Genomic DNA, 24941 nt, shown 5'->3' with positions numbered 1-24941 from the left:
AGTTGAGCAGCTCCTCCTCAAAAAATAAATTGAATACATAAAAAGATAGCTCGTACACAATTTTTATAAGTTAGTGTAAAGTTACCTTTTAAAAAATCACACTATACTATGTTTATATTCAATTCATTTTTCCCCTCATCTTCAAATTAAACTAAAACAAATAGGCTCGACCTTTTCTTCTGCATATAAAAGAAAAAGTCAGCCCTTCCAACTAATCTACGGACAATGGACGGATTTTACATGTTGAATATTCACATACATTTTTGCATCACGTGCTTTTGATATTTCAATATGACCTTCATCAATTTTCGCCATTTTTCCAATTTTATTGGACTCCTCACCTAAATCAAACACCATAATTTTCCCAGTCATTTTAATAAGCTGTTCTTCAAATGTTCTAGCTAATGTAATATTTAACGGATTTACGGGGAGTTCATTTTTATTGAGGGCATACGGTACTTGGTTTTCTTTATACGGAATTAACCATTTTAAATGCTTTAAAGATATATATACCGTTTTATAAACCGGACTATAAAAAACAATATAGTCGTTCATCACACTTGTAACATAACCATGTATTGGAGCATTTCCTGCTACATAAACTTCTGTAAAAATCCCTTTAGAAGTACTTAATACTTTTCTCAAAGAAATTGAAGGGGATTCCCTCTTAATTACAGAATCAACATCTGGTTTTAGTATGTCTTCGTCATGTGGTCTTAAAAATTTATAGTATTGTACATGATATAAAGATATATATACATAGTCTTGTCCATTGTAAAGAACAATAATGTCATTTCCTACGTCTATTAATATACCTTTAAACCTTTTTTCACCGATTAATTTAACATATATATTTTCCCCAATACTTTTGTTTAACTCATTCATCTATATCCTCCTTCCTATGAATTTTAGCTTTCCTATCTTCCGTTTCAAAAAAATAATCAGGGCAATGTTCTGTCTTAATAGTAAGTAATTCCTTTTCATACTATCGAAATAAGAAATTGTTCTTCTCTTTCCCTCATAATGCCCCTCTTATTTATTAAACATTATTCATCTTCATTCTTTTTACATTTCACTACTTGACTCACACTCTTAATATGATAATTAATGATATAAATAACTTCATCACCGTTTACTAGCGTAATACATTCTTCATGCACTTCACTTAATAGGCCTTCTACACACTCTGGGCCACCACGGTTAATCTTTACCCACTTATACTTCAAGTCACGTAATACATCGACGAAAGTATCATCATCAGAGCAGAAACATGAAACATAGCCATCGCCACATTTACTTTCTTTCACTTTCTTAACTAGACTCTTCACATGTTTCAATTGGTAATATACTAATTCACCAAGAGGAAGTTGTAATGTAAGGTAATCTCTTCCTAACGATACAAGTACCCCCACTCGACTCTCTGGTCCACGAAGATTTACTTTTACAGTCTCACCGACTAAGCCTTTAATTTGTTCACAGCATAATATACTTTCCAAATTTGTATCCTCCTTTCTTATTATCTTCCTCTTCTTGACTGTCTTTGTGCGCGAGCTCGACCTGAATCATTACTTTCACTTTCGCTTTCACTTTCGCTTTCTTCGCTCTCTCTACAAGGTACTGTTACACTCTTAATATGAGATACTGCAACTAATATAACTTCTTCTTTTACAATTAGTGTCACAAATTCACAAGAAACATCTTGTAAAATACCTTCAACTTTCTCTGGGCCACCACGATTAATTTTCACCCAGCAATATTTGAAGCTTTGAAGTAACTTTTCAAAGTCATCTTCACATTCACATTCCAACCATCTGCAATCATCTACTTTACAATCTTTCACATTTTTTGTAATACTTTTCAGATGACGAATCTGATAGTAATAGAGCTCTCCTTTTTCATTCTTTAATACAAAGTAATCCGAACATACAGCGACTATTGTCCCTTTTTGAGATTCTGGACCACCCCTGTTTACTCTCACAAAAGATCCAATTAAGTCTTTCAGAAAATCACAATGAAATAAACTCACGAGAAAACCCCTTCCATTAATTTATAAGCTTTTGCACTGATAGTATATGTATCTGTACAGGTTACGTTCTCTATGTTTGTCCTAGCTAGAAAAAAATATGCTTTTAACATGGTAGACTACTACCTATCAAAATTTGAAGAAAGGCTAAGAACTCCTTATGTTTTTGATATCTTCAAACAAAAAATCCCTTATGAATATACATTTCTGCATATCTTCATAAGGGATTTTCCATAGTTTAATCTTCGTCTTTAACATCCATATCTTCTGGAATTGGTTCGTTCAATATTTCTTCCACTAATTGCTTATATTTCTCCATTTGTTCTAAATGTGTATTAAATTGTTCTTTATTTACTAAATATTGCTCTCCATCGAATAGCGCACGAATTTTCTTTTGCTGAATTAACTCTTCAATATACGATTTTGGTAAATTCAAATACTCCGCAGTCTCTTCTACTGTTATATACAATGCGTTCATTCCTTTATTATTTTTTCATCTATACTGTATCTTACTTTACTTTATTTTTGTAAACAAATAAAAAAGATTTTGTAAATGCAGTTCAAAAAGCAGGTAGATGCATTCCATATATTGTATAGTATTATATAGTAAGAATTTTTTAAATATAGAATGGTATTACCCATTTACACAAAGGAGAGTTAACATATGGCTACTCGTCACATCATTACAATGTTAGAAAAAACACTACAAGTTGAAACAGAAAACACAATTTCTCATTTGAATGTATCTTTATCTGATCGTTTTCTTTCTCAAAGCACAGCAATACATGAAAACAATTGTTATCATACAATTGGTGAATGGTACAAAAATCATTTCTTATTCCAACAAGATGATTTCCTTTGGGCTAAATATGCCTTCTATGACGCATATTGTGAAGCCATCCAAAAACAAGGTCATCTTACAAAACGCGTCCGTCAAATATTAGAATCATTGGCTCGAAAACATGGAAAACAATATATTGCTTCTATACTAAATATGCCATTTCCTAATGAACGCGCTAAAGGGACAGCTTAATTTAGCCATGTTCTGCGTAAGCAAAACATAGCTAAATTGTTTTCTAAGATGCTTTACCAATAAAAATGTTCATATCATATGAACTGATGAAACCGGTGTCATTATAATGATTGAAAATATAGTAAACAGGAAAACCCCCACGTACATCTCTCATCCATTTGAATAGAGAAGTATGTGGGGGTATACTTGTTCCTTATTATTTTATCATCTGCTTAATCAGTTCGCGATTTCTCTTCTTAAATACTTCATTATGAGAAGAAACCATTCCGTACTCACTTGCATCTGGTTGGATAAATTGCTTTGCTTTATTCACAGCATTTCCAGCATCTTGGAATGCACCTGCAATTAAGTGTAGTTTCCCTTCGTGCTTTAAAATATCTCCAGCAGCATATAATCCATCTACTGAAGACTCACTATTTGCATTACCTGCAATATAATAATTATCTATAATTGCAACGTCTAACTCACTATTTTCTAATAATGTAATGTCGCGTTCATATCCATGATTAATAATAACTTCATCAATAGGTAAGTGAGAAACCTCACCTGTTTCATGATTTGTTAATTCTACATATTCGATCGCTTCATGATTATCACCAGCAATTAATTTTGTAATCGATGTATTAAAGAAACACTCCGCTGAGCTGTTCATAAGTTGTTTTACTTGTGCTTCATGACCAGATAATTCTTCTTTTCTATAGGTTACATACACTTTTTTCGCAATTGGTTCCAATTCATTTGCCCAATCAACAGCAGAATTGCCTCCACCGGAAATAATAACTGTTTTACCTTTGAAACGCTTTAAAGATTTAACTGTATAATTTAAATTCGATACTTCAAATCGCTCAGCACCTTCAATAGATAACTTTTGCGGTTTCAATATACCACTTCCTGTTGCGACGATAACTGTTTTTGAAAAGTGTTCTTCGCCAGTACTTGTTTTTAATGTAAAAGTACCATCTTGATTACGAATAATCGATTCTACTTTTGTATCTAATACAACTTCCGGCTTAAATGTTAACCCTTGCTGTACAAGTTGTTCAATTAACTTATCACCTGTAACTGGCAATAGTCCTCCTACATCCCAAATCATTTTTTCCGGATACACATGTATTTTTCCACCTAAATGTGGTTGAAATTCTATTATTTTTGTTTTCATTTCTCTGAGTCCACTATAAAAAGCTGAATAAAGCCCTGCAGGTCCTCCGCCTATCACGGTTACATCAAACAATTCTTCTCGATTCATTCGTGCTCACTCCTCAGCTATTAATCATTGATTATCATTCTCAATAAAATATAACCTGTTTCCGCAAAATTTACAATCAAAATTACTATTGACAATACACCTATATAAAATTATATTATTTAAAGAATCAATAGTGATAATCATTATCATTTTGTTAATAATTAGCAAATTTGAGATTACATCTTCTTTTATTAATATGGTTAATACTATATTATAAAATCTCATATTCAAGATTTTTAATAAATCATTTTGCTTTACCACTACTCTTTCAAAAAGATTGCAGTTAAACAAATTATTGTATACACATATCATCTATGTTAAAGGAGAAAGACGATGAAAAAGTTATTTATTTCACTAACAGTTCTTTTCGTTCTTGTTATGAGTGCTTGTAGCAATGGCTCTACAGACAAAAAGAACGATGCAAAAGGTAGTAAATCAGAAACAATTACATACCAATCTGAAAATGGTAAAGTAGAAGTTCCTGCAAATCCAAAACGCGTTGTTGTACTATCATCATTCGCTGGTAACGTAATGTCATTAGGTGTAAATCTTGTTGGGGTAGATTCATGGTCTAAACAAAACCCACGTTTTGATAGCAAACTTAAAGATGTTGCTGAAGTATCAGATGAAAATGTTGAAAAAATCGCTGAACTAAATCCAGATTTAATCATTGGTTTATCAAATGTTAAAAATGTCGATAAGTTAAAGAAAATCGCTCCTACTGTAACATACACTTACGGAAAAGTTGATTACTTAACACAGCATTTAGAAATTGGTAAGTTATTAAACAAAGAAAAAGAAGCAAAAACTTGGGTTGATGACTTCAAGAAACGTGCACAAGAAGCTGGTAAAGAAATTAAAGCAAAAATCGGTGAAGATGCAACAGTTTCTGTTGTAGAAAACTTCAACAAACAGCTTTATGTATACGGCGAGAACTGGGGCCGCGGAACAGAAATTCTGTACCAAGAAATGAAATTAAAAATGCCTGAAAAAGTAAAAGAAAAAGCATTAAAAGAAGGTTATTACGCATTATCTACTGAGGTATTACCTGAATTTGCTGGTGATTACTTAATCGTAAGTAAAAACAAAGATACTGATAACTCCTTCCAAGAGACAGAATCATATAAAAACATCCCAGCAGTAAAAAATAATCGTGTATATGAAGCAAACATGATGGAATTCTATTTCAATGATCCACTTACATTAGATTTCCAACTAGACTTCTTCAAGAAGAGCTTTCTTGGTAAATAATACAAACATGAGGAATTCTTAATTTAAGAATTCCTCTTCCTTTATTCTATGAACAGAAAAGATGTGAAACGAATGACAAAAGATCATGATAATCCACGTTCTATAGCTTTTACATACAAACTAATTTTAAGCTTAATTGCATTCTTTCTTATTTTTATGGTTGCAATGGTATTAGGTGCTGCAGATACTTCGATAAAAGATGTATGGTTAGCACTCACTTCCTCCGCTAAAGGAGACAAAATATCTATTATTCGAGAAATACGTTTACCACGTGAAGTTGCTGCTATTTTTGTAGGAGCTGGATTAGCCGTTTCTGGAGCAATTATGCAAGGATTAACACGAAATCCACTTGCGGACCCTGGATTATTAGGGCTATCTGGTGGAGCAAATGCTGCGCTTGCACTAACACTTGCTTTCAATCCTTCCATCAGCTATCTTTACTTAACGTTAGCTTGCTTTATCGGTGCTGCAATTGGCGCAATTATGGTATTTGGAATTGGTATGGTGAAAAAAGGTGGCCTTTCTCCTCTTCGAATTGTATTAGCGGGCGCTGCAGTTTCAGCATTTCTACTCGCAATTTCAGAAGGAATTGGCATTTACTTTAAAATTTCACAAGATGTATCACTTTGGACTGCTGGGGGCGTAATTGGAACAACTTGGAGCCAATTAAAAATTATTATTCCAGTCATTTCAATTAGTATCTTTATCGCTATCTTACTAGCAAAAAAATTGACAGTTCTTAGTTTCAGTGAGGAAGTGGCTATTGGACTAGGTCAAAAAATTATTGTTATTAAAACTATTTTATTTATCATTATTATCTTACTTGCAGGTGCATCTGTAGCGCTTGTTGGAAATATGGCATTTATCGGTTTAATGGTACCTCACATGGTACGCCCAATTGTCGGTCCAGATTACCGATTTGTTATACCGATGTCAGCAATTGCTGGAGCTTCCTTTATGCTACTTGCAGATACAATCGGACGTACTATTAACGCTCCGTACGAAACACCAGTTGCGGCAATTGTCGCGATTGTAGGATTACCATTCTTCCTATTCATTGTACGTAAAGGAGGAAAAACATTCTCATGATGCAATCTATTTTAAGAAAACAGCGTCTCATTATACTCGCTTTACTTATAGTAATCATCACAACCATTGTAATTGGAATGGGACTTGGTTCAGCATCTTTATCTTATGATCGACTACTCCCAACATTAATGGGGCAAGGGACTTTTAAAGAGGAGTTCGTTTTATACTCTTTAAGACTACCTAGAATTGTCATTACATTATTAGCTGGTATGGCTCTCGCTTTATCAGGGGCTATTCTGCAAGGAATTACCCGAAATGATTTAGCTGAACCTGGTATTCTTGGTATTAACTCTGGGGCTGGTGTTGCTGTTGCTATTTTCTTTTTATACTTTCCAATAGACGTAGGTTCATTTCTTTACTTACTACCTGTCGTTGGATTTATTGGGGCATTTCTGACAGCTGTTCTAATTTACGTATTTTCATATAGTAAATCAACTGGACTTCAGCCGGTGCGATTAACATTAACTGGTATCGGTTTTGCATTTGCACTATCTGGAACGATGATTGTCCTTATTTCATCCGCGGATCGTATGAAAGTAGACTTTATTTCAAAATGGATTGCCGGAAATATTTGGGGAGATGACTGGATCTTCGTTTTAGCAATGCTCCCATGGTTAATCGTATTCATTCCGTTTATTTTCTATAAAGCAAATCGATTAAACATCTTAGCATTAAACGAACCAGTCGCAATCGGCGTTGGAATTGAAATTGAAAAAGAACGCAGGTACTTATTAGTTGCAGCCGTTGCACTTGCAGCTGCAGCTGTTTCCGTAACAGGAGGAATTAGCTTTATCGGATTAATGGCTCCTCATATCGCGAAATCTTTAGTAGGTCCAAGACATCAAATCTTCATGCCTATCGCCCTTTTAATCGGCGGATGGCTATTATTATTAGCAGATACAATTGGACGAAATATCGTTGATCCTAATGGCATTCCAGCAGGTATTGTCGTTGCTTTAATTGGGGCTCCTTACTTTATGTATTTGTTACTTAAAAAAGCGTAAAAAACACCCTCAAGATCTTTTCTTGAGGGTGTTTTTGTTTCATTCTACTGCTGCCCATACCCTTCAAACTTCTTCGCCAAATTCTCCATCTCATCTTCTGGCAAAAGCTTCGGTTCTCCGACGCTTTTCGTTTGATAATAAATTTGAGCACAAAACTCAATCTCTTCTGCAACAGTAAACGCCATTTTTATATTATTTGCACCAGCAATTAAACCGTGATTCGCAAGTAACACTGCACGGCGATCAATCATGCCTTCAAAAGCAGCATCTGCTAATTGCTTCGTACCAAATGTCTCATACGGCGCACAGCGTACATTCGGGCCTGCAAAAGCAATTAAATACGATACTGCAGGAAGTTCCCATCCTAATGATGCAATCGTCTTTGCATAAGAAGAATGTGTGTGTACAAGCGCATTTATATCTTCACGCTTTCTATAATAAATAAGGTGCATATCTAGTTCACTTGATGGCTTTCTTTCTCCTTCTACTACTTCACCATCTAAGTTTAATATAACTACATCTTCAGGCTTTGTTTCATAATAATCTAAACCACTTGGACTAATCGCAACAAGACCTTGTTCACGATTAAAGATACTAATATTACCGCCCGTTCCCTTTGTTAAACCACTAGAAATCATTTTCTTTCCATACGCTACAATTTCTTCTCTTTCTTTTTGTAATAACATATACATCCCCCTAAGTATGAAGCTTATGATGACTGACTTTTATATTTATCTACTTATTGAAATAGCTTTTTTAAATTCTCCGTAAACGGTGCCTTTACAATCCCTTTTTCTGTAATAATCGCTGTTACATTTTCATGTGGAGTAACATCAAATGCTGGATTATATACTTTACTTTCTTTCGGAGCTGAATATTGTCCAAAGCGATTAATCACTTCAGAAGCATCTCTTTCTTCAATCGGAATTTCTTTTCCTGTCGATGTCTTTAAATCAATTGTCGGTGTTGGCGCTGCTACATAAAACGGAATGTTGTAGTACTTAGCTAAAATAGATACGCCTAATGTGCCAATTTTATTTGCTACATCACCATTTGCTGCCACACGATCGCATCCAACGATTACTGCATCAATCTTCCCTTGTGACATGACCATAGCTGCCATATTATCCGTAATAACAGTAACGTCAATACCCGCTCGCTGCAGTTCTAATGCTGTTAACGTTGAACCTTGTAATCTAGGACGCGTTTCATCCGAATAAATTTTTAAATTCCATCCTTTTTCTTTCGCTAAATACATTGGAGCCGTCGCAGTACCATACTTAGTCGTCGCTAAAGCACCTGCATTACAATGCGTTAATACTCCCATTTCATCATGGAATAATGTTAATGCATGCTCTCCAATTTGACGGTTAATTTCTTCATCTTCTCTATGAATTTCTTTTGCCTCTTCTAGTAATCTATTTTTCAGCTGTGAGATTGATAAGTGAGCATTATCTGTCGCTACACTTTCCATTCTTTCAAGCGCCCAAAATAAATTTACTGCAGTCGGTCTTGATGTCGCCAAGTATGTACATACCTTTCTTACTTCATCCATAAATCCTTCTTCCGTACTTTCAGCAAATTCCTTTATCCCTAAATACACTCCATAAGCAGCTGAAACACCAATCGCGGGTGCACCTCGTACTTTCATTACTTGTATTGCATCCCACACACTTTCAGCTGTTTTAAAAGATTCATAGACAATTTCATTTGGTAATAACGTTTGATCTAACAAAACTAAAGCATCATCTTTCCACTGAATTGGTATTAATTGCTCTTCCATCATATTCTCCCCTTACTTCGCGTAGTGCGTTGACTGTTCTTTTAACGTTTCTACAAAACTTGTGCCCGTTCTATATTGATTCGCTCGTAAAATAAAACTCTTCGCTACTTGAAGACAAATTCGCTCCGCTCTAGCACGTGCTTCCTCATTCCCAATACAAGTAATATCTTTTACTTTCGCTAATCCAACAATACGGCGAATTAATTCCAGACCTGTCACTGCAGCTGTATCCTCTAATACAGATTGCAAATAGACTTCGCTAAAGCCTTCTTCCTTCGCCATAATCTCGGTCACATGAATATCCCAAGCACCTAAAAACTTCTGCTTAAATAAATCAATTACCTCTACCATCGTAGTTTGTAACCAATCCATATACGTATCTTTCTCAGCTCCAGGTGGCATCGTTGCATCTGCATTCACCCAAGCAAACATTAAATTCGCCATTACATTCCCAACGTCATATCCCATAGGTCCATAAAAAGCAAACTCAGGATCAATAACCTTTGTAGAATCATCTCTTACAAAAACAGAACCAGTATGTAAATCACCATGAAGTAATGCCTGTGCATTCGTCATAAAAGAAAATTTACGTTTCGCTACTTCCATACGAAGCTCTTTATCACTATAAATATGTTCCCTAATCCATCCCTCATTTAACGGAAATAACTCATTACGCTTATTATGATTGGTAAATGGTTCTGAATATACGAGGTCCTCTGTAATCTCACATAATTCAGGATTTATATAATTCTTCACAAGTTCCTTCTTCTCTTTATGATTCATTACAACATCCGATGTTAACAAAAGTGTATTTACCATAAAAGTAGTTAAATCATCCGCAAGCCTCGGAAATATTTGATGATTTATAAGTGCTGTACGTAATATTGTGTGATCCGATAAATCTTCCATTACGCAACAATTCATCACACTATCAAATAAATACACCTTAGGAACAAGTCCAGGTGCTAACTCATCCTCTAACTGCAAAACATCTGATTCTATACGAATACGATTCGTCGACAACTTAAACTCATCTGAAATGCGAGCTGTATCCCCAGCTTGCTTTACGATGACAGACATGTTCTCTTTTTCATCCCAAACGCGGAACACATAATTTAAATTGCCATCACCTATTTCTTTACACTGTAACCCCTTTGCATTTTCAAACTTAGATAATTTCTCTTTCACATATGCAATCACATCTTTAGCTTCCATTAAAAAATACTTCGTGAACTTAGACATGGTTTCCCCTCCACACTAATTGTAAGCGTTTTCTAAAAGCTATAAAAAATAATAGGTTGAATTTTTTCATCCTATAAATATGTATTCTTCTTTTTGAAAGGTATATCTAGGTTTTATTATATCTTGTTAGCACTTTGAGTCAATGTTTCTAACTATCATCGTAATATACTTCCTAATTATATATTTGAGATGACAAAAATTGTTCAAAAATTTTCCGATTCATTTTATTTTATTTATCACAAAATTCTTTGTAAAATAGAAGTAAGCAGTTCCTTTTCAAAACCATAACTTCTAAGAAATATTTCCTTCCTAAGACATTAAACTTACACACTATCTCTAACATACACATTAAACTTTTCAAACACTCATCTAAAATTTATAGACTTAAAATTACCTTTCTATTCCGTGATAGCCTTAATTGAGAATAAATATTAATTAAATTGGAATAAAGTTGGTTTATTCGCTTGACAAAATAACCAATTCTATATGATAATTAATATCGAATTAGAATTATTATAGTTAATTAAAAAATATATTTTATGAGCACACTATTTTTTGATGCTCAAACCAACATTTAGGAGGAATTTTAACATGTTATTAATCGGCACAGAAGTAAAACCGTTTAAAGCTAATGCTTACCATAATGGAGAATTTATCCAAGTTACTGACGAAAGTTTAAAAGGAAAATGGAGTGTAGTTTGTTTCTACCCAGCTGACTTCACATTCGTTTGCCCAACTGAACTTGAAGACTTACAAAACCAATATGCAACTCTAAAAGACTTAGGCGTTGAAGTATACTCTGTATCTACAGACACTCACTTCACTCACAAAGCATGGCATGATAGCTCAGAAACTATCGGCAAAATCGAGTACATCATGATTGGTGACCCAACTCGCACAATCACTACAAACTTCAACGTTTTAATGGAAGAAGAAGGTCTTGCTGCTCGTGGTACATTCATCATCGATCCAGACGGCGTTATCCAATCTATGGAAATCAATGCTGACGGTATCGGCCGTGACGCAAGCATTCTTGTTAACAAAATTAAAGCTGCTCAATACGTACGTAACAACCCAGGTGAAGTTTGCCCAGCTAAATGGCAAGAGGGTTCTGCAACACTTAAACCAAGCCTTGACCTTGTAGGCAAAATCTAAGGAGTTCGATCAAAATGATACTAGATGCAGATATAAAAACACAACTATCCCAATACCTTCAGTTAATGGAGAACGATATTTTACTTAAAGTAAGCGCAGGAGACGATAACGTATCTAAAGATATGTTAGCTCTAGTAGACGAATTAGCTACTATGTCATCTAAGATTACAGTAGAAAAAGTTGAATTAGAGAGAACACCAAGCTTTAGCGTAAACCGCCCTGGTGAAGACACTGGTGTCGTATTCGCTGGTATTCCATTAGGACACGAATTTACATCATTAGTGTTAGCTTTACTACAAGTAAGTGGACGCGCTCCAAAAATTGAACAAAAATTAATCGATCAAATTAAAAACATTCAAGGCGAATATCATTTTGAATCTTATATCAGCCTAAGTTGTCATAACTGTCCTGATGTTGTACAAGCTCTTAACGTAATGAGCGTTCTTAACTCTAGTATTACACATACTATGATTGATGGCGCTGCATTCAAAGAGGAAGTAGAAAGCAAAGACATCATGGCAGTACCAACTGTTTACCTAAACGGCGAATCTTTCGGAAGCGGTCGTATGACACTTGAAGAAATTTTAGCTAAAATGGGTAACGGTCCAGATGCATCAGAGCTTTCTGATAAAGATCCATACGATGTTCTTGTTGTTGGTGGCGGCCCTGCTGGTGCAAGTGCAGCAATTTACGCAGCACGTAAAGGCATCCGCACTGGTATCGTTGCTGAGCGCTTCGGTGGTCAAGTAATGGATACTATGGGCATTGAGAACTTCATCAGCGTGAAAAAGACTGAAGGTCCTAAGCTAGTAGCAAGCCTTGAAGAGCACGTAAAAGAATACGACATCGATGTAATGAATCTACAACGTGCGAAACGTTTAGAGAAAAAAGAACTTATTGAAGTGGAACTTGAAAACGGCGCCATTCTGAAAAGTAAGAGCGTAATCGTTTCTACAGGTGCTCGCTGGCGTAATGTTGGCGTACCAGGTGAAGCTGAGTTCAAAAATAAAGGTGTAGCATACTGCCCACACTGTGACGGTCCATTATTCACTGGAAAAGACGTAGCAGTTATCGGCGGAGGTAACTCTGGTATTGAAGCGGCTATCGACTTAGCAGGTATCGTTAAGCACGTAACTGTTCTTGAATTCATGCCAGAATTAAAAGCTGATGCTGTATTACAAGAGCGTCTTAACAGCTTACCAAACGTAACTGTTCTGAAAAACGTTCAAACGAAAGAAATCACTGGTACTGACAAAGTAAACGGTATTTCTTACATCGATCGTGAAACTGAAGAAGTTCATCACGTTGAATTACAAGGTGTATTCGTACAAATCGGTCTTGTTCCAAACACAGACTGGTTAGGCGAAACAGTTGAACGCGCTCGCGGTGAAATCGTAACAGACAAGCACGGCGCTACAAACGTACCAGGAGTGTTTGCTGCAGGTGACTGTACAAATAATCCGTACAAACAAATCATCATCTCTATGGGTTCAGGTGCAAACGCAGCTTTAGGTGCATTTGATTACTTAATCCGTAACTAATAAAAAACAGGTGCCTTGGCACCTGTTTTTTATTAACCTAATGTATAAACTAAAAACCTCTCATTCCCATTCTTCTCATAAGCACCTGGCAATCTAACTTCTTTCTTCAGCTCAAACGCAGTCTGATTTTCTAAGAAGAAAATATAGTCCTCAGAAGGATAATATAAAATAATATCCACTTCTCTCCCCGTTTCTTCTACTGAAAGCAAAATGTTATTTACTACATTCATAAACACTTGTACAGAAAATGGATTAAAGAAATAAAAACGGTTATCGCGTGGATCAATCTCATATTCCTGCGCTAAACAACATTGGAATTGAATTTTCCCCTTACTGTTTCGTGCCTTTCGTGCATAACGATCTCGATTATCCATCGCTTCTTTATAAAACTCTTCATTCATTTCAATTCCAACTGCTGAAGCACCACATTTATGATGCATATAAAAGTTTAATCGCCCTTTTCCGCACCCAAAGTCTACAATTCGGTCGCTACTTCGTATTTCATATTGATTCAATAACTCATCTAACCCGCTATACGGTGTCGGTTCATAGCGATGATAATGCATAGACTTGTTAAACCCTTTTTGCTCACCGACTGTTTTTATATGTAAAACTGCATCGTAATATTGTTCGTTCATTCGTCTTCTCCTATTAGAAAATGGTACTTATTATTATACACCATGTACTGGAGGCTCATTTTTCATCAAATTAATAGGTACGTGAAATTATATTAACGATTTTCTTAATATATCTATCGTAACTTCAAATATATCAACGATTTTCTCAATATATCTATCATAACTCAAAATATATCAACGGTTTTTCAAATATATCGATTTGCCGACAATTCACGACAAAAAAACAGGGGCTCTCTAGCCCCTGTCTTCTAACACTTTCAATACAGTTTGTTTCAATATTTCTACCCCATCCATAATACAACTATGATCAAACCTCATATACGGATGGTGTAATCCAGGTTGTAGGTCTGCTCCTAGTCCAAGCATGACAGCTTTTAAATGTGGTCTTTTCACTGTATAGTAATGGAAATCATCGCTTCCTGTCGTATAGAGAGGCCCTGTGCATCTCTCTTCCCCATACACTTCGAGAATACCTTTACGCATAAAGCGCTCTGCTTCTTCGGAAACCTCTGCTCCTGGTGCAAGATCCATCCATTCGTATGAAGTTTTTGATCCCATCGATGCAGCTGATTCTATTACATGCTCAATCTTTTTCTTTAATTCTTCTAATAGTATATTACTCTCTGCTCTTACATCTAAACTGAAATGACCATTTCCCGGAATAATATTTAAATTATCACCACCAGCTTGGCATCTCGTCATTTTTACTGAATAAGAACTTTGCGGTGGCAGCCAAATATTTTTCAAACCGATATTAATCATGGAAATGACATCAATTGCATTCACACCTTGATGTGGTCTTGCCCCGTGTGCATCCTCCCCATGAATCATACCCTCTAAAAATCCTGCTGCTCCATGACGAATAGATGGGGCTGCTTGTTTCAAAGATAGTTCTTCAATTGGTCTTAGATGGACGCCAAATAAGAAATCAGCATCATCTACAGCACCTTTCTCCACCATCTTCAAAGCACCATTCCCCTTCTCTTCTGCTGGCTGAAAAATAAATCTAACCGTACCACTTTTCCATCTCATATTTTTCAATTGTAAAATAAGTCCCATTACAATGGTCATATGAGCATCATGGCCACATGAATGGTTCGCTTTAAATTCTCCATTTACTTCTTGCCAAAGTGCATCCATATCAGCACGAATCGCAATAACTGGATTCCCGCCTCCAATCTCAGCAATTACACCTGGACAATCATCAAATGTTCTATATGAAATTCCTTCTTCTTTTAAAAAGTCAGTAATATACGCTGTCGTTTCATATTCTTTCCAACTTACTTCAGGGTTTTCGTGTAAATGCTGAAAAATCTCCGTTAAGCGCTCTTGTAGTTCTAATGTTTTCAACGTTCCAGTCTCCTTCCCACATTACAAACGATTCGGGTTAATTATACTTATGAAAAACAGATGTTTTTATGAACATATTGAATTTTAAGAAAAAAGTCAATTATTTATTTTTAAATACTTAAAAAGCTTACTCTGCACTTATATTACAAACTAAACAAACAACTAGAACATTCCTTATTTTCTGTTTTTTATGTTGACGCTTACATAAACTTTTAGTTATCATAACCTAATAAACGTCTATTTTACGACAATTCTAAAAATACAAACAAACATACGTAACAAGGAGGAACTTTATGAAAAAAGAAATACCTTTTGGAATAGCGATTATCCCTATTATCATTACCGTTGCAGTTATGATGGTTACAATTGTTGTATTAAAACAAACCCCTCACGTTCCACTTATTATTGGTACAACCGTTGCTTCTATTGTCGCTTGGCGTTACGGTTACAAATGGAATGATCTTGAAGAAGCAATGTATAAAGGGATTCGTCTTGCATTACCTGCTATCGTCATTATTATTCTTGTTGGCTTAACAATTGGTGCTTGGATTGGCGGTGGAATCGTCGCAACGATGATTTATTACGGTTTAAAACTTTTAACTCCATCACTATTTTTAGTTTCCATTACCGTCATTTGTTCTATCGTTGCATTAGCAATTGGTAGCTCTTGGTCTACAATGGGAACAATTGGTGTTGCTGGAATGGGAATTGGCCTAAGTATGGGAATTCCAGCTCCAATGGTTGCTGGTGCCATTATTTCAGGCTCTTATTTTGGCGATAAAATGTCACCGCTTTCAGATACAACTAACTTAGCCGCAGGATTAACAAATACAGATTTATTCGCACACATTCGTCATATGTTATTTACTACAGTTCCAGGTTTAATTATTACTCTTATCGTCTACGCAGTCTTAGGAAAAAGCTTCGGCGCTAACAATATTGATGCGAAGAGCATCGATCAAACGTTACAAGTATTGCAACAAAACTTTGTTATCTCGCCTTTTCTACTCATTATACCCGTAGTCGTTATGGTATTGGTCGCTAAAAAAGTCCCTGCTATACCAGCGATTCTCGTCGGTATTATTTTAGGATTCTTATCACAAGTCTTTATTCAAGGTGGTTCTGTCTCAGCATCTGTCAGTGCACTCCAAGCTGGATTTGTTATAGACACTGGAAACAAGCTAGTAGACGAACTATTTAACCGCGGTGGCTTAGATTCGATGATGAATACAGTCTCTATGACAATTGTCGCTATGACTTTCGGAGGAGTATTAGAACATACAGGTATTCTTCGCTCAATTGTAAATCAAATTTTAAAGTTAGCGAAATCAGCAAAAGGGCTTATCGCTTCTACTATCGCATCTTGTTTTGCAACAAACCTTACTTGCTCTGAACAATATATTTCAATTGTTGTCCCTTCAAGAATGTACGCAAATGCATACATGGAAAAAGGACTACATTCAAAAAACTTATCCAGAGCATTAGAAGATGGCGGAACATTAACTTCTGTCTTCGTTCCTTGGAATACGTGCGGTGTATTTATTCTCGCTACACTTGGCGTAGGTGCATTTGAATATGCCCCTTATGCTATTTTGAATTTCATCGTACCTATTATCTCAATCATTTATGGTATAACAGGCTTCACAATTGTAAAACTATCAGACATTGAAAAAGCAGAACTACTAAAGAAACAAAAAGCTCAACTAGAAGCTTAAAAATAGCGGTAAATTCAGTTCATATAGTGCGCGAGGTCGCCCTTGTTGATAGGGCATTTCCTCGCCGCAAATATGAGCATACCCGTAATCAACTAATTTCTTTAACAACCTTTCTGTCGATCTTCGAGTCACTTGTAAGTACTCAGAAAGATCAGCTGCTGTAAACTTCAATGACGGGTGCGATTGACTAAATTGAATGATTTTTGACAAGTTGGCCGGACTAAGCTTTGTTTCCTTCGCTATTTTCATTAGTTCCGGATTATCATTTTTCAAACTTTGTACTCTCTGTTCTTTCGGGAACGGACCAAACAAATCTTTATCACTTGTTAGTATATAAAAACAACGATCTATTGGATTGTTCTTTGCAAAACTTTGAGCAATTTTTGCATTTTGCTCCGCTTCTTTCACGGTTTTCCCATAACCAAATCCAATAGCTATCGTTCCTTCTACGCTCGCAAACAAGTTATCTATCGCATTTGTTTTAATAATTGATTCGATATCACCACGAGTTGTATACAAAATGCATGTCATTTCATCCACTTGTTTAAATGAACCACGTAGTTCTTTTGAAATGACATCTAGTTTTTCAAGCAAACTCGTTCGTAATTCTAAGGAAGAAATAATACAAGCACCAACAGTAGCTGAATAGCTTTTTGCTAACTCAGCTTTTATTTTTGCATCTTTTAGCCCATGTATAATGGATTGTGTTGGATCAATCATACGCTCTGAAGGAACACCTATTTTTTGAAGCTCGTCGTAAACAGCGTGAATACTAGTTAAAGCTAAATGAGCCTCTCCAGATTGATATTTAGCTACATGAAAATCGATAACTCTATTTATCTCATCTTTACTCCACAGCATATTTTCATAATCCAACACTTGCGGGCTTTCTTTTATACCGATATCATGGAACACATTTGTAATAAAAGAGCGGTCTACTAAATCGATGGAAATGTTATGTGGTTGAATACTTTGATGATACATGATAGAAAGAATTGAAGATGCGACAGTTGTCTCGTCTTGCTGTAAGTATATACTTGGAATTCGTAATTGTTCTCTTATTTCTTTTGCCATATAATAAGGTAAAGCACCTGAGAAAAAGATGACATCACAAGGCTTTAAACACTTTAATAGTTCAGAAGATTCCGCCGGATGAAGGTAAATATATGGATCAATTTCTATTCCTTCTAATTTTTGAGCAATGGGAAAAAGGTTGTCCATAAATTCCTTTGAACCGACAACTGCAATTTTTATCATCATTTTCTCTAACTCCTTATCATTAATTAACGACTATTTAACGTCAACTATATCAAATGTATAAAACTATTGTAAACAGGAAGGGGTTTCTATTCAATGAAAATTACAGCTATTCATCTTTACGCAATTCGTTTACCGCTTCGCAATCCGTTTGTTATTAGTTATGGCTCTTATTCTGATATGCCCTCTATTATCGTCAAAATGGAAACGGATGAAGGTATTATCGGTTACGGTGAAGGCGTTGCTGATGATCACGTCACAGGTGAATCATGGGAAAGTACTTTCCATACTTTAAAACATACGCTAACCCCTGCTCTAATCGGGCAAAATCCAATGAATATCGAAAAAATACACGACATGATGGACAATACAATTTACGGTGTTCCAACAGCGAAAGCCGCAATTGATATTGCTTGTTTTGATATAATGGGCAAAAAACTAAATCAACCTGTATATCAATTAATTGGCGGGCGCTACCATGAAGAATTCCCTGTCACTCACGTTTTAAGTATTGCCGATCCAGAAAACATGGCTGAAGAAGCTGCTTCTATGATTCAAAAAGGTTACCAATCTTTCAAAATGAAAGTTGGTACAAATGTAAAAGAAGATGTAAAACGTATTGAAGCTGTACGAGAACGTGTAGGAAATGACATCGCTATTCGCGTTGATGTAAACCAAGGCTGGAAAAATAGCGCAAACACATTAACAGCACTACGTTCATTAGGACATTTAAACATTGACTGGATTGAACAACCTGTTATCGCGGACGATATTGATGCCATGGCTCATATTCGTTCTAAAACAGACCTCCCGCTTATGATTGATGAAGGATTAAAAAGTTCTCGTGAAATGCGCCAAATTATTAAATTAGAAGCTGCTGATAAAGTAAATATAAAACTAATGAAATGCGGCGGCATATATCCAGCTGTAAAGCTCGCTCATCAAGCAGAAATGGCAGGCATTGAATGCCAAGTGGGATCAATGGTCGAATCATCTGTTGCCTCTTCCGCAGGATTCCATGTCGCTTTCTCAAAGAAAATCATTACGAGCGTAGAGCTAACAGGGCCATTAAAATTCACAAAAGACATCGGAAACTTACATTACGACGTACCATTCATTCGCTTAAACGAAAAGCCTGGACTCGGCATTGAAATAAACGAAGATACATTACAAGAACTCACCGTCTTTCAAGACGTTGTAAGCTAAAGGAGGACTATCATATGGCGGTTCTATACGAAGGAACATTAAAACAAAATAACAATCCATTTCACGTTACATTACTATCACTAGAGCACATCGAACAAATTTTATCACTACAAAACATTGTAGTTGAAGCACTAGAAGATAAAAGTCGTTTACAACCACTATCGTTAGAAGAATTTCAATACATTCTAGAAGGAAACGGCATGATGATCGGTGCTTTTATCGAAAACGAACTCATCGCATTTCGCGCTCTACTCGTCCCTCCTATCGATGATGAACATTTAGGGCTCGATATTGGTTTGCCAGAAAGTGAACTACACCGCGTTATCTATCAAGAAATCTCAAACGTTCATCCGAACTGCCGAGGAAATGGGATGCAAAAAATATTAGCAAACGTCATCATGGACGAATTACAAAAAGAAGATAGCAAATATGATTATGTATGCTGCACCGTTGCTCCTTTTAACATCCCGAGTTTGAAGGATAAGTTTGCGCAAGGGATGGCGATTGCTGCACTAAAGGAGAAATATGGTGGTAGTCTGCGGTATGTTTTTGTGAAGAAATTGCGCGGAGATAAAGAAAGCGATTGGACGGATATTCAAAGTATTCTAATGAGTGATGCTAGTGGACAGCAGGCTTTGCTTTCGGAGGGGTATCTCGGGTATGAGATGGAGAAAACAGCAGATACTTTCATTGTGAAGTTTGGGCGATAATCTATATACTCGAAAAGAGGAGATGTCTGCTGTGACCTCTTCTCTTTTCGATTTGTTGAACAATCCTGTAGTAAATGAAATTATATCAACGATTTTTCGAATATATCTATCATAACTTACAATATATCAACGATTTTTAAAATATATCTATCAAAACTCACAATATATCAACGATTCGACAAGAAATATCGATTTACAGACAAAAATCGATATCCCTTCCTAAACCGTCATCTTCCAACTAGATAACGCTAACCAATTCTCCATTTCTTTATAATCAGGCATTATCTTCCCGACAAGACGCCAAAAAGATCGATCATGATTTAAATGAACCATATGACACATTTCATGAACAACTACATAGTCAATTACTCGCTGTGGTGCCATTGCTAGCTTCCAATTGAATGTTAGTTGTAAATTCGAATCGCAAGTACCCCAAGTACGACTACTATCTGTAATACGAATAGAACGTGGTTTTGTTTTAAAGTTACTTTGATGCGCTTTAATACTCTTCTCTACTAATGACTTACACTGCTTATAGTAAAATCGTTTTAAAGCTTGCTGTATTTTCTCATCCTTTAGCTCTTTTACATAAATATGTAACTTATCCCCTTCAAAAATCGCATTGTCTTGCTCAATGCTTGCATCTTGGGAAATCTGTATCGGATACGTATTCCCTAAATACAAAAAGCCCTCTCCTTGATCATAATCCTTTTCCTGTGGTCCATGCGCTCGCTCCGCCATTTCCTTACGTGTTGTCTGAATCCAATCCCACTTCTCCTCTAGCAACTGGACTAAGTATTCAACAGGTGTTCCTTTCGGAGCCTGCACTTCCACATTTCCATACGAATCCACAAAAAGACGCACGGACTTTTTCTTCTTATAAGTTATATGAAAATTAATTGTCTCACCTAAATATGTATGTACCATTTCATCACCTAGCATAGTATTTTTACAAATAAAAAAGAGTAGGATACGAACGTCCTACTCTACCTATTATATCATTTACTGCTTTAGCAAGCTTATCACCCTCTATACTTTACACCTAATCCCTTAATGAAATTCCTTGCGTATCTATCGCCGCACTCTTTGTAATTTTTATGACCTTTTTTTCTTAATAGAGCGCCTAACTCTCCTTTTGTTACCGTAACGCCTACGCTATCTAATATATCAAGTACATCCTCACTCGTTAAAGATAGTGCGATTTTCATTTTCTTTAGAAGAAGGTTATTGGCACTCTCCTTGCTCTGTACAGGTGCAGGCTGCCCTGGTTTCGGATCTTGCTTTCCTCTTTTTAAAGTAATAAATCCATTTAAAAATGCCTCTAACATCATCATATCGCATGTTAATACGTACTCATCTTCAGCTACCTCATCATTTTCAGCTTCATGCTGAGGAGCCCTCTTTATTTTTGTAAGCATATCAACTACGTCTTCTTTCGTTACTTCCATCCCGCCAAGTTTAAAGATTTCTACCATATCTATATCTCTTATGTCTAAAGCGTATCGTACTCTTTTTAATATATCGTTGTTGCTCATTGCCATTGGGTTTCCTCCTGAAATGTTGATTATTTATTCAGCAGTTAAAGTTTATCCTATAACGTGCTTTAAATTATCATGTTTAATCTAACCTTTTAGTTATTATCCGCTAAATTAATACTTTAACATTTTAAAGATATGTTTTATAGTCTTACCCGAACTTTTCTCTATCATTGTATCTACACAGCTCTTACGTGTTTTTTATATGCCTATAAAAAGATTTCTCTCTTAACATTAACTAAAAGAAAAAAACAGTGCTTTGATTTCTCAAATACACTGTTCTTTTCCAGCTCTACGCTTATTTTCAACTCACTCATGTCATACATGAAATGATTTAACTGCTTAAAAGTTAAACCGTCTCACTATCCTGAGCCACACCAACACTATCCTCAAACTTATCCAACAAAGCACGCACCTCATCAGTCGATTTCGTACTCATCAATTGATTTCTCAATTCAGCAGCTCCAGGGAAGCCTTTTACATAAATTTTGAAGAAGCGGTGAAGCCCTGTGATTGAGCGTGGCAGTACTTCTGCATATTGATCTTGAAGATCAAGTTGTAGTCTTAAAAGATCTAGGTGCTCTTTACTGCTATGCTCTCTTGGCTCTTTTTCAAAAGCAAATGGATTTTTGAAGATGCCTCGTCCGATCATTACGCCATCAATGCCGTATTTTTCAGCTAGTTCCAGCCCCATTTTACGATCAAGGATGTCTCCATTGATTGTTATTAACGTATTTGGTGCAATGCGGTCACGTAATTTTTTTATTTCCGGAATTAGTTCCCAATGCGCATCTACTTGGCTCATTTCCTCTCTTGTGCGTAAATGAATAGAAAGGTTTGCAATATCTTGTTTGAAAATGTGCGTTAACCAATCTTCCCACTCGCTTAACTCTTTAAAGCCAAGTCTTGTTTTTACGCTGACAGGTAGTCCGCCCGCTTTTGCTGCTTGGATAAGTTCTGCTGCAACGTCTGGACGTAGAATAAGGCCACTGCCTTTTCCTCTTGATGCAACGTTCGGAACTGGGCAACCCATGTTAATATCGATACCTTTAAATCCTAGCTCTGCCATACCGATACTCATTTGACGGAAGTATTCAGGATTATCTCCCCAAATATGTGCTACCATCGGTTGTTCATCTTCTGTAAAAATCAAACGGCCACGTACACTTTTCATACCTTCTGGATGGCAATAGCTATCCGAGTTTGTAAACTCTGTGAAAAATACGTCCGGACGACCTGCTTCACTTACTACGTGACGGAAAACAACGTCTGTCACATCTTCCATTGGTGCAAGTACGAAAAATGGTCGTGGTAATTCACGCCAAAAATTATCTATCATTTTAAATTCAAATCCTCTCACTATGAATACAATTTCAAAATCTCAATTTATAATTTGTGAAAATCAGCAATATTTATTTTAACTAAAATCGCTTATGAATGGTATTTTTGTAAACCAAAAAGCAGATGGTATAGATTTTCCTATATCAACTGCTTTCCTATTATACTAACTTAAGCCAAGCCACACACTCGACATGAGTCGTATGCGGGAACATATCAACAGGTTGTACTTCCTGTGTTTTATATCCGCCTTCTTCTAGTACTTTTAAATCACGTGCTAATGTTGCTGGGTTACACGATACGTATACGACGCGGTTTGGCTTCATGTCGATGATTGTGTTTAGTAACGCTTCGTCACAGCCTTTACGCGGTGGGTCTACGACCATTGTGTCGGCGATTACGCCTTCTTTGTACCATTTTGGAATGACTACTTCTGCTTCTCCTACGCCAAATTCAGCGTTTGTCATGTTGTTTAGTGCTGCGTTTCGGTTTGCGTCTTCGATTGCTTCTGGGACGATTTCAACGCCGTACACTTTTTTCGCTTTTTGCGCTAGGAATAACGAGATTGATCCGATTCCGCAATAGGCATCGATTACTGTTTCGTTACCATTTAATTTTGCGTATTCTAACGTTTTATCGTATAGCACTTTCGTTTGTTCTGGGTTTACTTGATAGAATGAACGTGCTGAAATCGCAAATTTAATGTCACCGATAAAGTCATAAATATATTCTGATCCGTATAGTACTGTCGTTTTGTCTCCGAAAATTACGTTTGTACGCTTCGTATTTACGTTTTGAACAATTGATTTTACTTCTGGGAATTTCGCTGCAATTTCTTCAATGATTGCGTTTTTGTTCGGCAATTCTGCTGTACGCGTAATGAAGACAAGCATAATTTCCCCTGTTACTTGTCCGTAACGAGCCATTACGTGACGAAGTGTTCCTTTGTTACGCTCTTCGTTGTACGCAGTGATACCGTGCTTTTCACAAATACGTTTTACTTCTTGGATTAATGTATCGTTTTCTTCTGCCTGAATTAAGCATGATTCCATATTAATGATGTCATGCGTTCCTTGGCGATAAAAACCAGCTACAAGTCCGCCTTCACGTTCTCCGATTGGTACTTGTGCTTTATTACGGTATACCCACGGATTCTTCATGCCAAGTACAGGATGAACAGGAACATCAGCTAGTCCTCCGATACGCTGCATAACGTCACGTACTTGTTTTTCTTTCGCTTGTAATTGTCCTTCATAAGTTAAGTGCTGAAGCTGACAACCGCCGCACTGATTATATACTGGGCATTCAGCATCTTTACGATATGGACTTTCTGTATGAAGCTTCATTAAACGACCAAATGCGAAGTTTTTCTTCACTTTAATAATTTTAATTTGTGCTTCTTCACCTGGTAATCCGTTTTTAACGAAAATAGGATAGCCCTTTACTTTCGCAACACCGGCACCATCATGTGTTAAATCTTCAAATACTACATCTATAAACTCGTTTTTCTCAACTGGTGGCGTCATTTTAGTACTCATTTTCCGACCTCTCTTTTTCATAACACTGCGTTACATTTTATCATACTTATATGGTCTTTTTCTATTGGAAGAAAAAAAGCTATTGACGATACTTCTCTGTTAATGTTACGCTACTACTAATTTAATACGGACGATGTTACCTCATATATACTTGATAATATGGATCGAGAGTTTCTACCCGGCAACCTTAAATTGCTGGACTATGGGGAAAACTAATGAATATTAGCCTATGCGCAAAAAAGGACTCATATTGATTAGCTTTCTCTCATAGATGAAAGTGAATCCAT

24 protein-coding genes and 1 riboswitch are annotated in these 24941 nt (G+C 36.1%); of the genes, 9 read left to right on the top strand and 15 right to left on the bottom strand.

Annotated elements, in window-relative coordinates:
- Positions 1-216: 216 nt before the first annotated feature.
- The 4 genes from H6481_RS09925 to H6481_RS09910 form a co-directional block, all read right to left on the bottom strand.
- Entirely contained in the window at positions 217-885 is a 669-nt protein-coding gene (locus H6481_RS09925) for a hypothetical protein (protein WP_001004268.1), read from the bottom strand.
- Between the two features lie 161 nt (positions 886-1046).
- Positions 1047-1496, bottom strand: a complete 450-nt coding sequence (locus tag H6481_RS09920; protein ID WP_000443836.1) for a hypothetical protein — start codon at positions 1494-1496, stop codon at positions 1047-1049.
- 20 nt (positions 1497-1516) lie between these two features.
- Positions 1517-2026 (bottom strand): spore coat protein, encoded by a 510-nt coding sequence (locus H6481_RS09915; RefSeq protein ID WP_071740540.1) that lies wholly within the window; start codon positions 2024-2026, stop codon positions 1517-1519.
- Between the two features lie 235 nt (positions 2027-2261).
- On the bottom strand, positions 2262-2501 hold the full coding sequence (locus H6481_RS09910) for a helix-turn-helix domain-containing protein (protein WP_001998970.1): 240 nt from the start codon (positions 2499-2501) through the stop codon (positions 2262-2264).
- 186 nt (positions 2502-2687) lie between these two features.
- Between H6481_RS09910 and H6481_RS09905 the strand changes: the two genes are divergently transcribed.
- Entirely contained in the window at positions 2688-3056 is a 369-nt protein-coding gene (locus H6481_RS09905; protein ID WP_016121517.1) for a hypothetical protein, read from the top strand.
- A 196-nt stretch (positions 3057-3252) separates the two neighbouring features.
- Here the strand turns inward: H6481_RS09905 and H6481_RS09900 are convergent, their stop codons facing one another.
- Complete coding sequence (locus tag H6481_RS09900) at positions 3253-4302, bottom strand: NAD(P)/FAD-dependent oxidoreductase (protein ID WP_001078267.1); 1050 nt, start codon at positions 4300-4302, stop codon at positions 3253-3255.
- A 333-nt stretch (positions 4303-4635) separates the two neighbouring features.
- Between H6481_RS09900 and H6481_RS09895 the strand changes: the two genes are divergently transcribed.
- The 3 genes from H6481_RS09895 to H6481_RS09885 are packed head-to-tail and all read left to right on the top strand — an operon-like array spanning position 4636 to position 7646.
- Positions 4636-5553 (top strand): iron-hydroxamate ABC transporter substrate-binding protein, encoded by a 918-nt coding sequence (locus H6481_RS09895; protein WP_000732579.1) that lies wholly within the window; start codon positions 4636-4638, stop codon positions 5551-5553.
- A gap of 48 nt (positions 5554-5601) precedes the next feature.
- On the top strand, positions 5602-6642 hold the full coding sequence (locus H6481_RS09890; protein WP_002025239.1) for an iron ABC transporter permease: 1041 nt from the start codon (positions 5602-5604) through the stop codon (positions 6640-6642).
- Entirely contained in the window at positions 6639-7646 is a 1008-nt protein-coding gene (locus H6481_RS09885; RefSeq protein ID WP_000983749.1) for an iron ABC transporter permease, read from the top strand. Before H6481_RS09890 ends, H6481_RS09885 begins: the two co-directional genes overlap by 4 nt.
- A 44-nt stretch (positions 7647-7690) precedes the next feature.
- Here the strand turns inward: H6481_RS09885 and H6481_RS09880 are convergent, their stop codons facing one another.
- The 3 genes from H6481_RS09880 to mtnK are packed head-to-tail and all read right to left on the bottom strand — an operon-like array spanning position 7691 to position 10671.
- On the bottom strand, positions 7691-8332 hold the full coding sequence (locus H6481_RS09880; protein WP_182811570.1) for an L-fuculose-phosphate aldolase: 642 nt from the start codon (positions 8330-8332) through the stop codon (positions 7691-7693).
- A gap of 53 nt (positions 8333-8385) precedes the next feature.
- Positions 8386-9432 carry an S-methyl-5-thioribose-1-phosphate isomerase gene (gene mtnA / locus H6481_RS09875; RefSeq protein ID WP_061666185.1) on the bottom strand — a complete coding sequence of 349 codons (1047 nt, stop codon included), beginning with the start codon at positions 9430-9432 and terminating at the stop codon, positions 8386-8388.
- Positions 9433-9441: 9 nt separating this feature from the next.
- Positions 9442-10671: an S-methyl-5-thioribose kinase gene (gene mtnK / locus H6481_RS09870; protein ID WP_098519473.1), complete on the bottom strand. Its 1230-nt coding sequence runs from the start codon at positions 10669-10671 to the stop codon at positions 9442-9444.
- Between the two features lie 591 nt (positions 10672-11262).
- Here mtnK and ahpC point away from each other — a divergent pair.
- On the top strand, positions 11263-11826 hold the full coding sequence (gene ahpC / locus H6481_RS09865; RefSeq protein ID WP_000924420.1) for an alkyl hydroperoxide reductase subunit C: 564 nt from the start codon (positions 11263-11265) through the stop codon (positions 11824-11826).
- 14 nt (positions 11827-11840) lie between these two features.
- The gene (gene ahpF, locus H6481_RS09860) at positions 11841-13367 is read left to right on the top strand and encodes an alkyl hydroperoxide reductase subunit F (RefSeq protein WP_000599499.1); all 1527 of its coding nucleotides are present in this window, start codon (positions 11841-11843) and stop codon (positions 13365-13367) included.
- Between the two features lie 32 nt (positions 13368-13399).
- On the opposite strand, the gene H6481_RS09855 is transcribed toward ahpF, so the two are convergent.
- Both H6481_RS09855 and H6481_RS09850 read right to left on the bottom strand, forming a co-directional pair.
- Positions 13400-14005, bottom strand: a complete 606-nt coding sequence (locus H6481_RS09855; protein ID WP_023520963.1) for a class I SAM-dependent methyltransferase — start codon at positions 14003-14005, stop codon at positions 13400-13402.
- Between the two features lie 234 nt (positions 14006-14239).
- The gene (locus H6481_RS09850; RefSeq protein ID WP_000853516.1) at positions 14240-15355 is read right to left on the bottom strand and encodes a M20 peptidase aminoacylase family protein; all 1116 of its coding nucleotides are present in this window, start codon (positions 15353-15355) and stop codon (positions 14240-14242) included.
- Positions 15356-15648: 293 nt separating this feature from the next.
- On the opposite strand from H6481_RS09850, the gene nhaC reads away from it, so the two are divergent.
- Positions 15649-17070 carry a Na+/H+ antiporter NhaC gene (gene nhaC / locus H6481_RS09845; RefSeq protein WP_182811567.1) on the top strand — a complete coding sequence of 474 codons (1422 nt, stop codon included), beginning with the start codon at positions 15649-15651 and terminating at the stop codon, positions 17068-17070.
- Here the strand turns inward: nhaC and H6481_RS09840 are convergent.
- Positions 17059-18330: a hypothetical protein gene (locus H6481_RS09840; protein WP_000972797.1), complete on the bottom strand. Its 1272-nt coding sequence runs from the start codon at positions 18328-18330 to the stop codon at positions 17059-17061. The two genes, nhaC and H6481_RS09840, sit on opposite strands and share 12 nt — an antisense overlap.
- Positions 18331-18423: 93 nt before the next feature.
- On the opposite strand from H6481_RS09840, the gene H6481_RS09835 reads away from it, so the two are divergent.
- Positions 18424-19533 carry a dipeptide epimerase gene (locus H6481_RS09835; protein WP_000704494.1) on the top strand — a complete coding sequence of 370 codons (1110 nt, stop codon included), beginning with the start codon at positions 18424-18426 and terminating at the stop codon, positions 19531-19533.
- A 14-nt stretch (positions 19534-19547) separates the two neighbouring features.
- Positions 19548-20243 carry a hypothetical protein gene (locus tag H6481_RS09830; RefSeq protein WP_000279914.1) on the top strand — a complete coding sequence of 232 codons (696 nt, stop codon included), beginning with the start codon at positions 19548-19550 and terminating at the stop codon, positions 20241-20243.
- 219 nt (positions 20244-20462) lie between these two features.
- On the opposite strand, the gene H6481_RS09825 is transcribed toward H6481_RS09830, so the two are convergent.
- The 4 genes from H6481_RS09825 to rlmD form a co-directional block, all read right to left on the bottom strand.
- Positions 20463-21170, bottom strand: a complete 708-nt coding sequence (locus tag H6481_RS09825) for a SprT family zinc-dependent metalloprotease (RefSeq protein WP_000233754.1) — start codon at positions 21168-21170, stop codon at positions 20463-20465.
- 95 nt (positions 21171-21265) lie between these two features.
- Positions 21266-21784 carry a DUF1456 family protein gene (locus H6481_RS09820; protein WP_001251731.1) on the bottom strand — a complete coding sequence of 173 codons (519 nt, stop codon included), beginning with the start codon at positions 21782-21784 and terminating at the stop codon, positions 21266-21268.
- A gap of 343 nt (positions 21785-22127) precedes the next feature.
- A complete protein-coding gene (locus tag H6481_RS09815; RefSeq protein ID WP_000566708.1) occupies positions 22128-23117 on the bottom strand; it encodes a tRNA-dihydrouridine synthase in 990 nt (329 codons plus the stop codon).
- 160 nt (positions 23118-23277) lie between these two features.
- Positions 23278-24654: a 23S rRNA (uracil(1939)-C(5))-methyltransferase RlmD gene (gene rlmD, locus H6481_RS09810; protein ID WP_063546289.1), complete on the bottom strand. Its 1377-nt coding sequence runs from the start codon at positions 24652-24654 to the stop codon at positions 23278-23280.
- A gap of 121 nt (positions 24655-24775) precedes the next feature.
- A riboswitch (purine riboswitch) is annotated at positions 24776-24877 on the top strand.
- The last annotated feature ends 64 nt before the right edge of the window (positions 24878-24941 follow it).

The sequence above is a fragment of the Bacillus sp. ME78 genome, assembly GCF_903970865.1.
Lineage (GTDB): Bacteria > Bacillota > Bacilli > Bacillales > Bacillaceae_G > Bacillus_A > Bacillus_A cereus.
The sequence above is the reverse complement of the archived record's forward strand: the minus strand, read 5'-3'. Positions and strand labels throughout refer to the sequence as shown.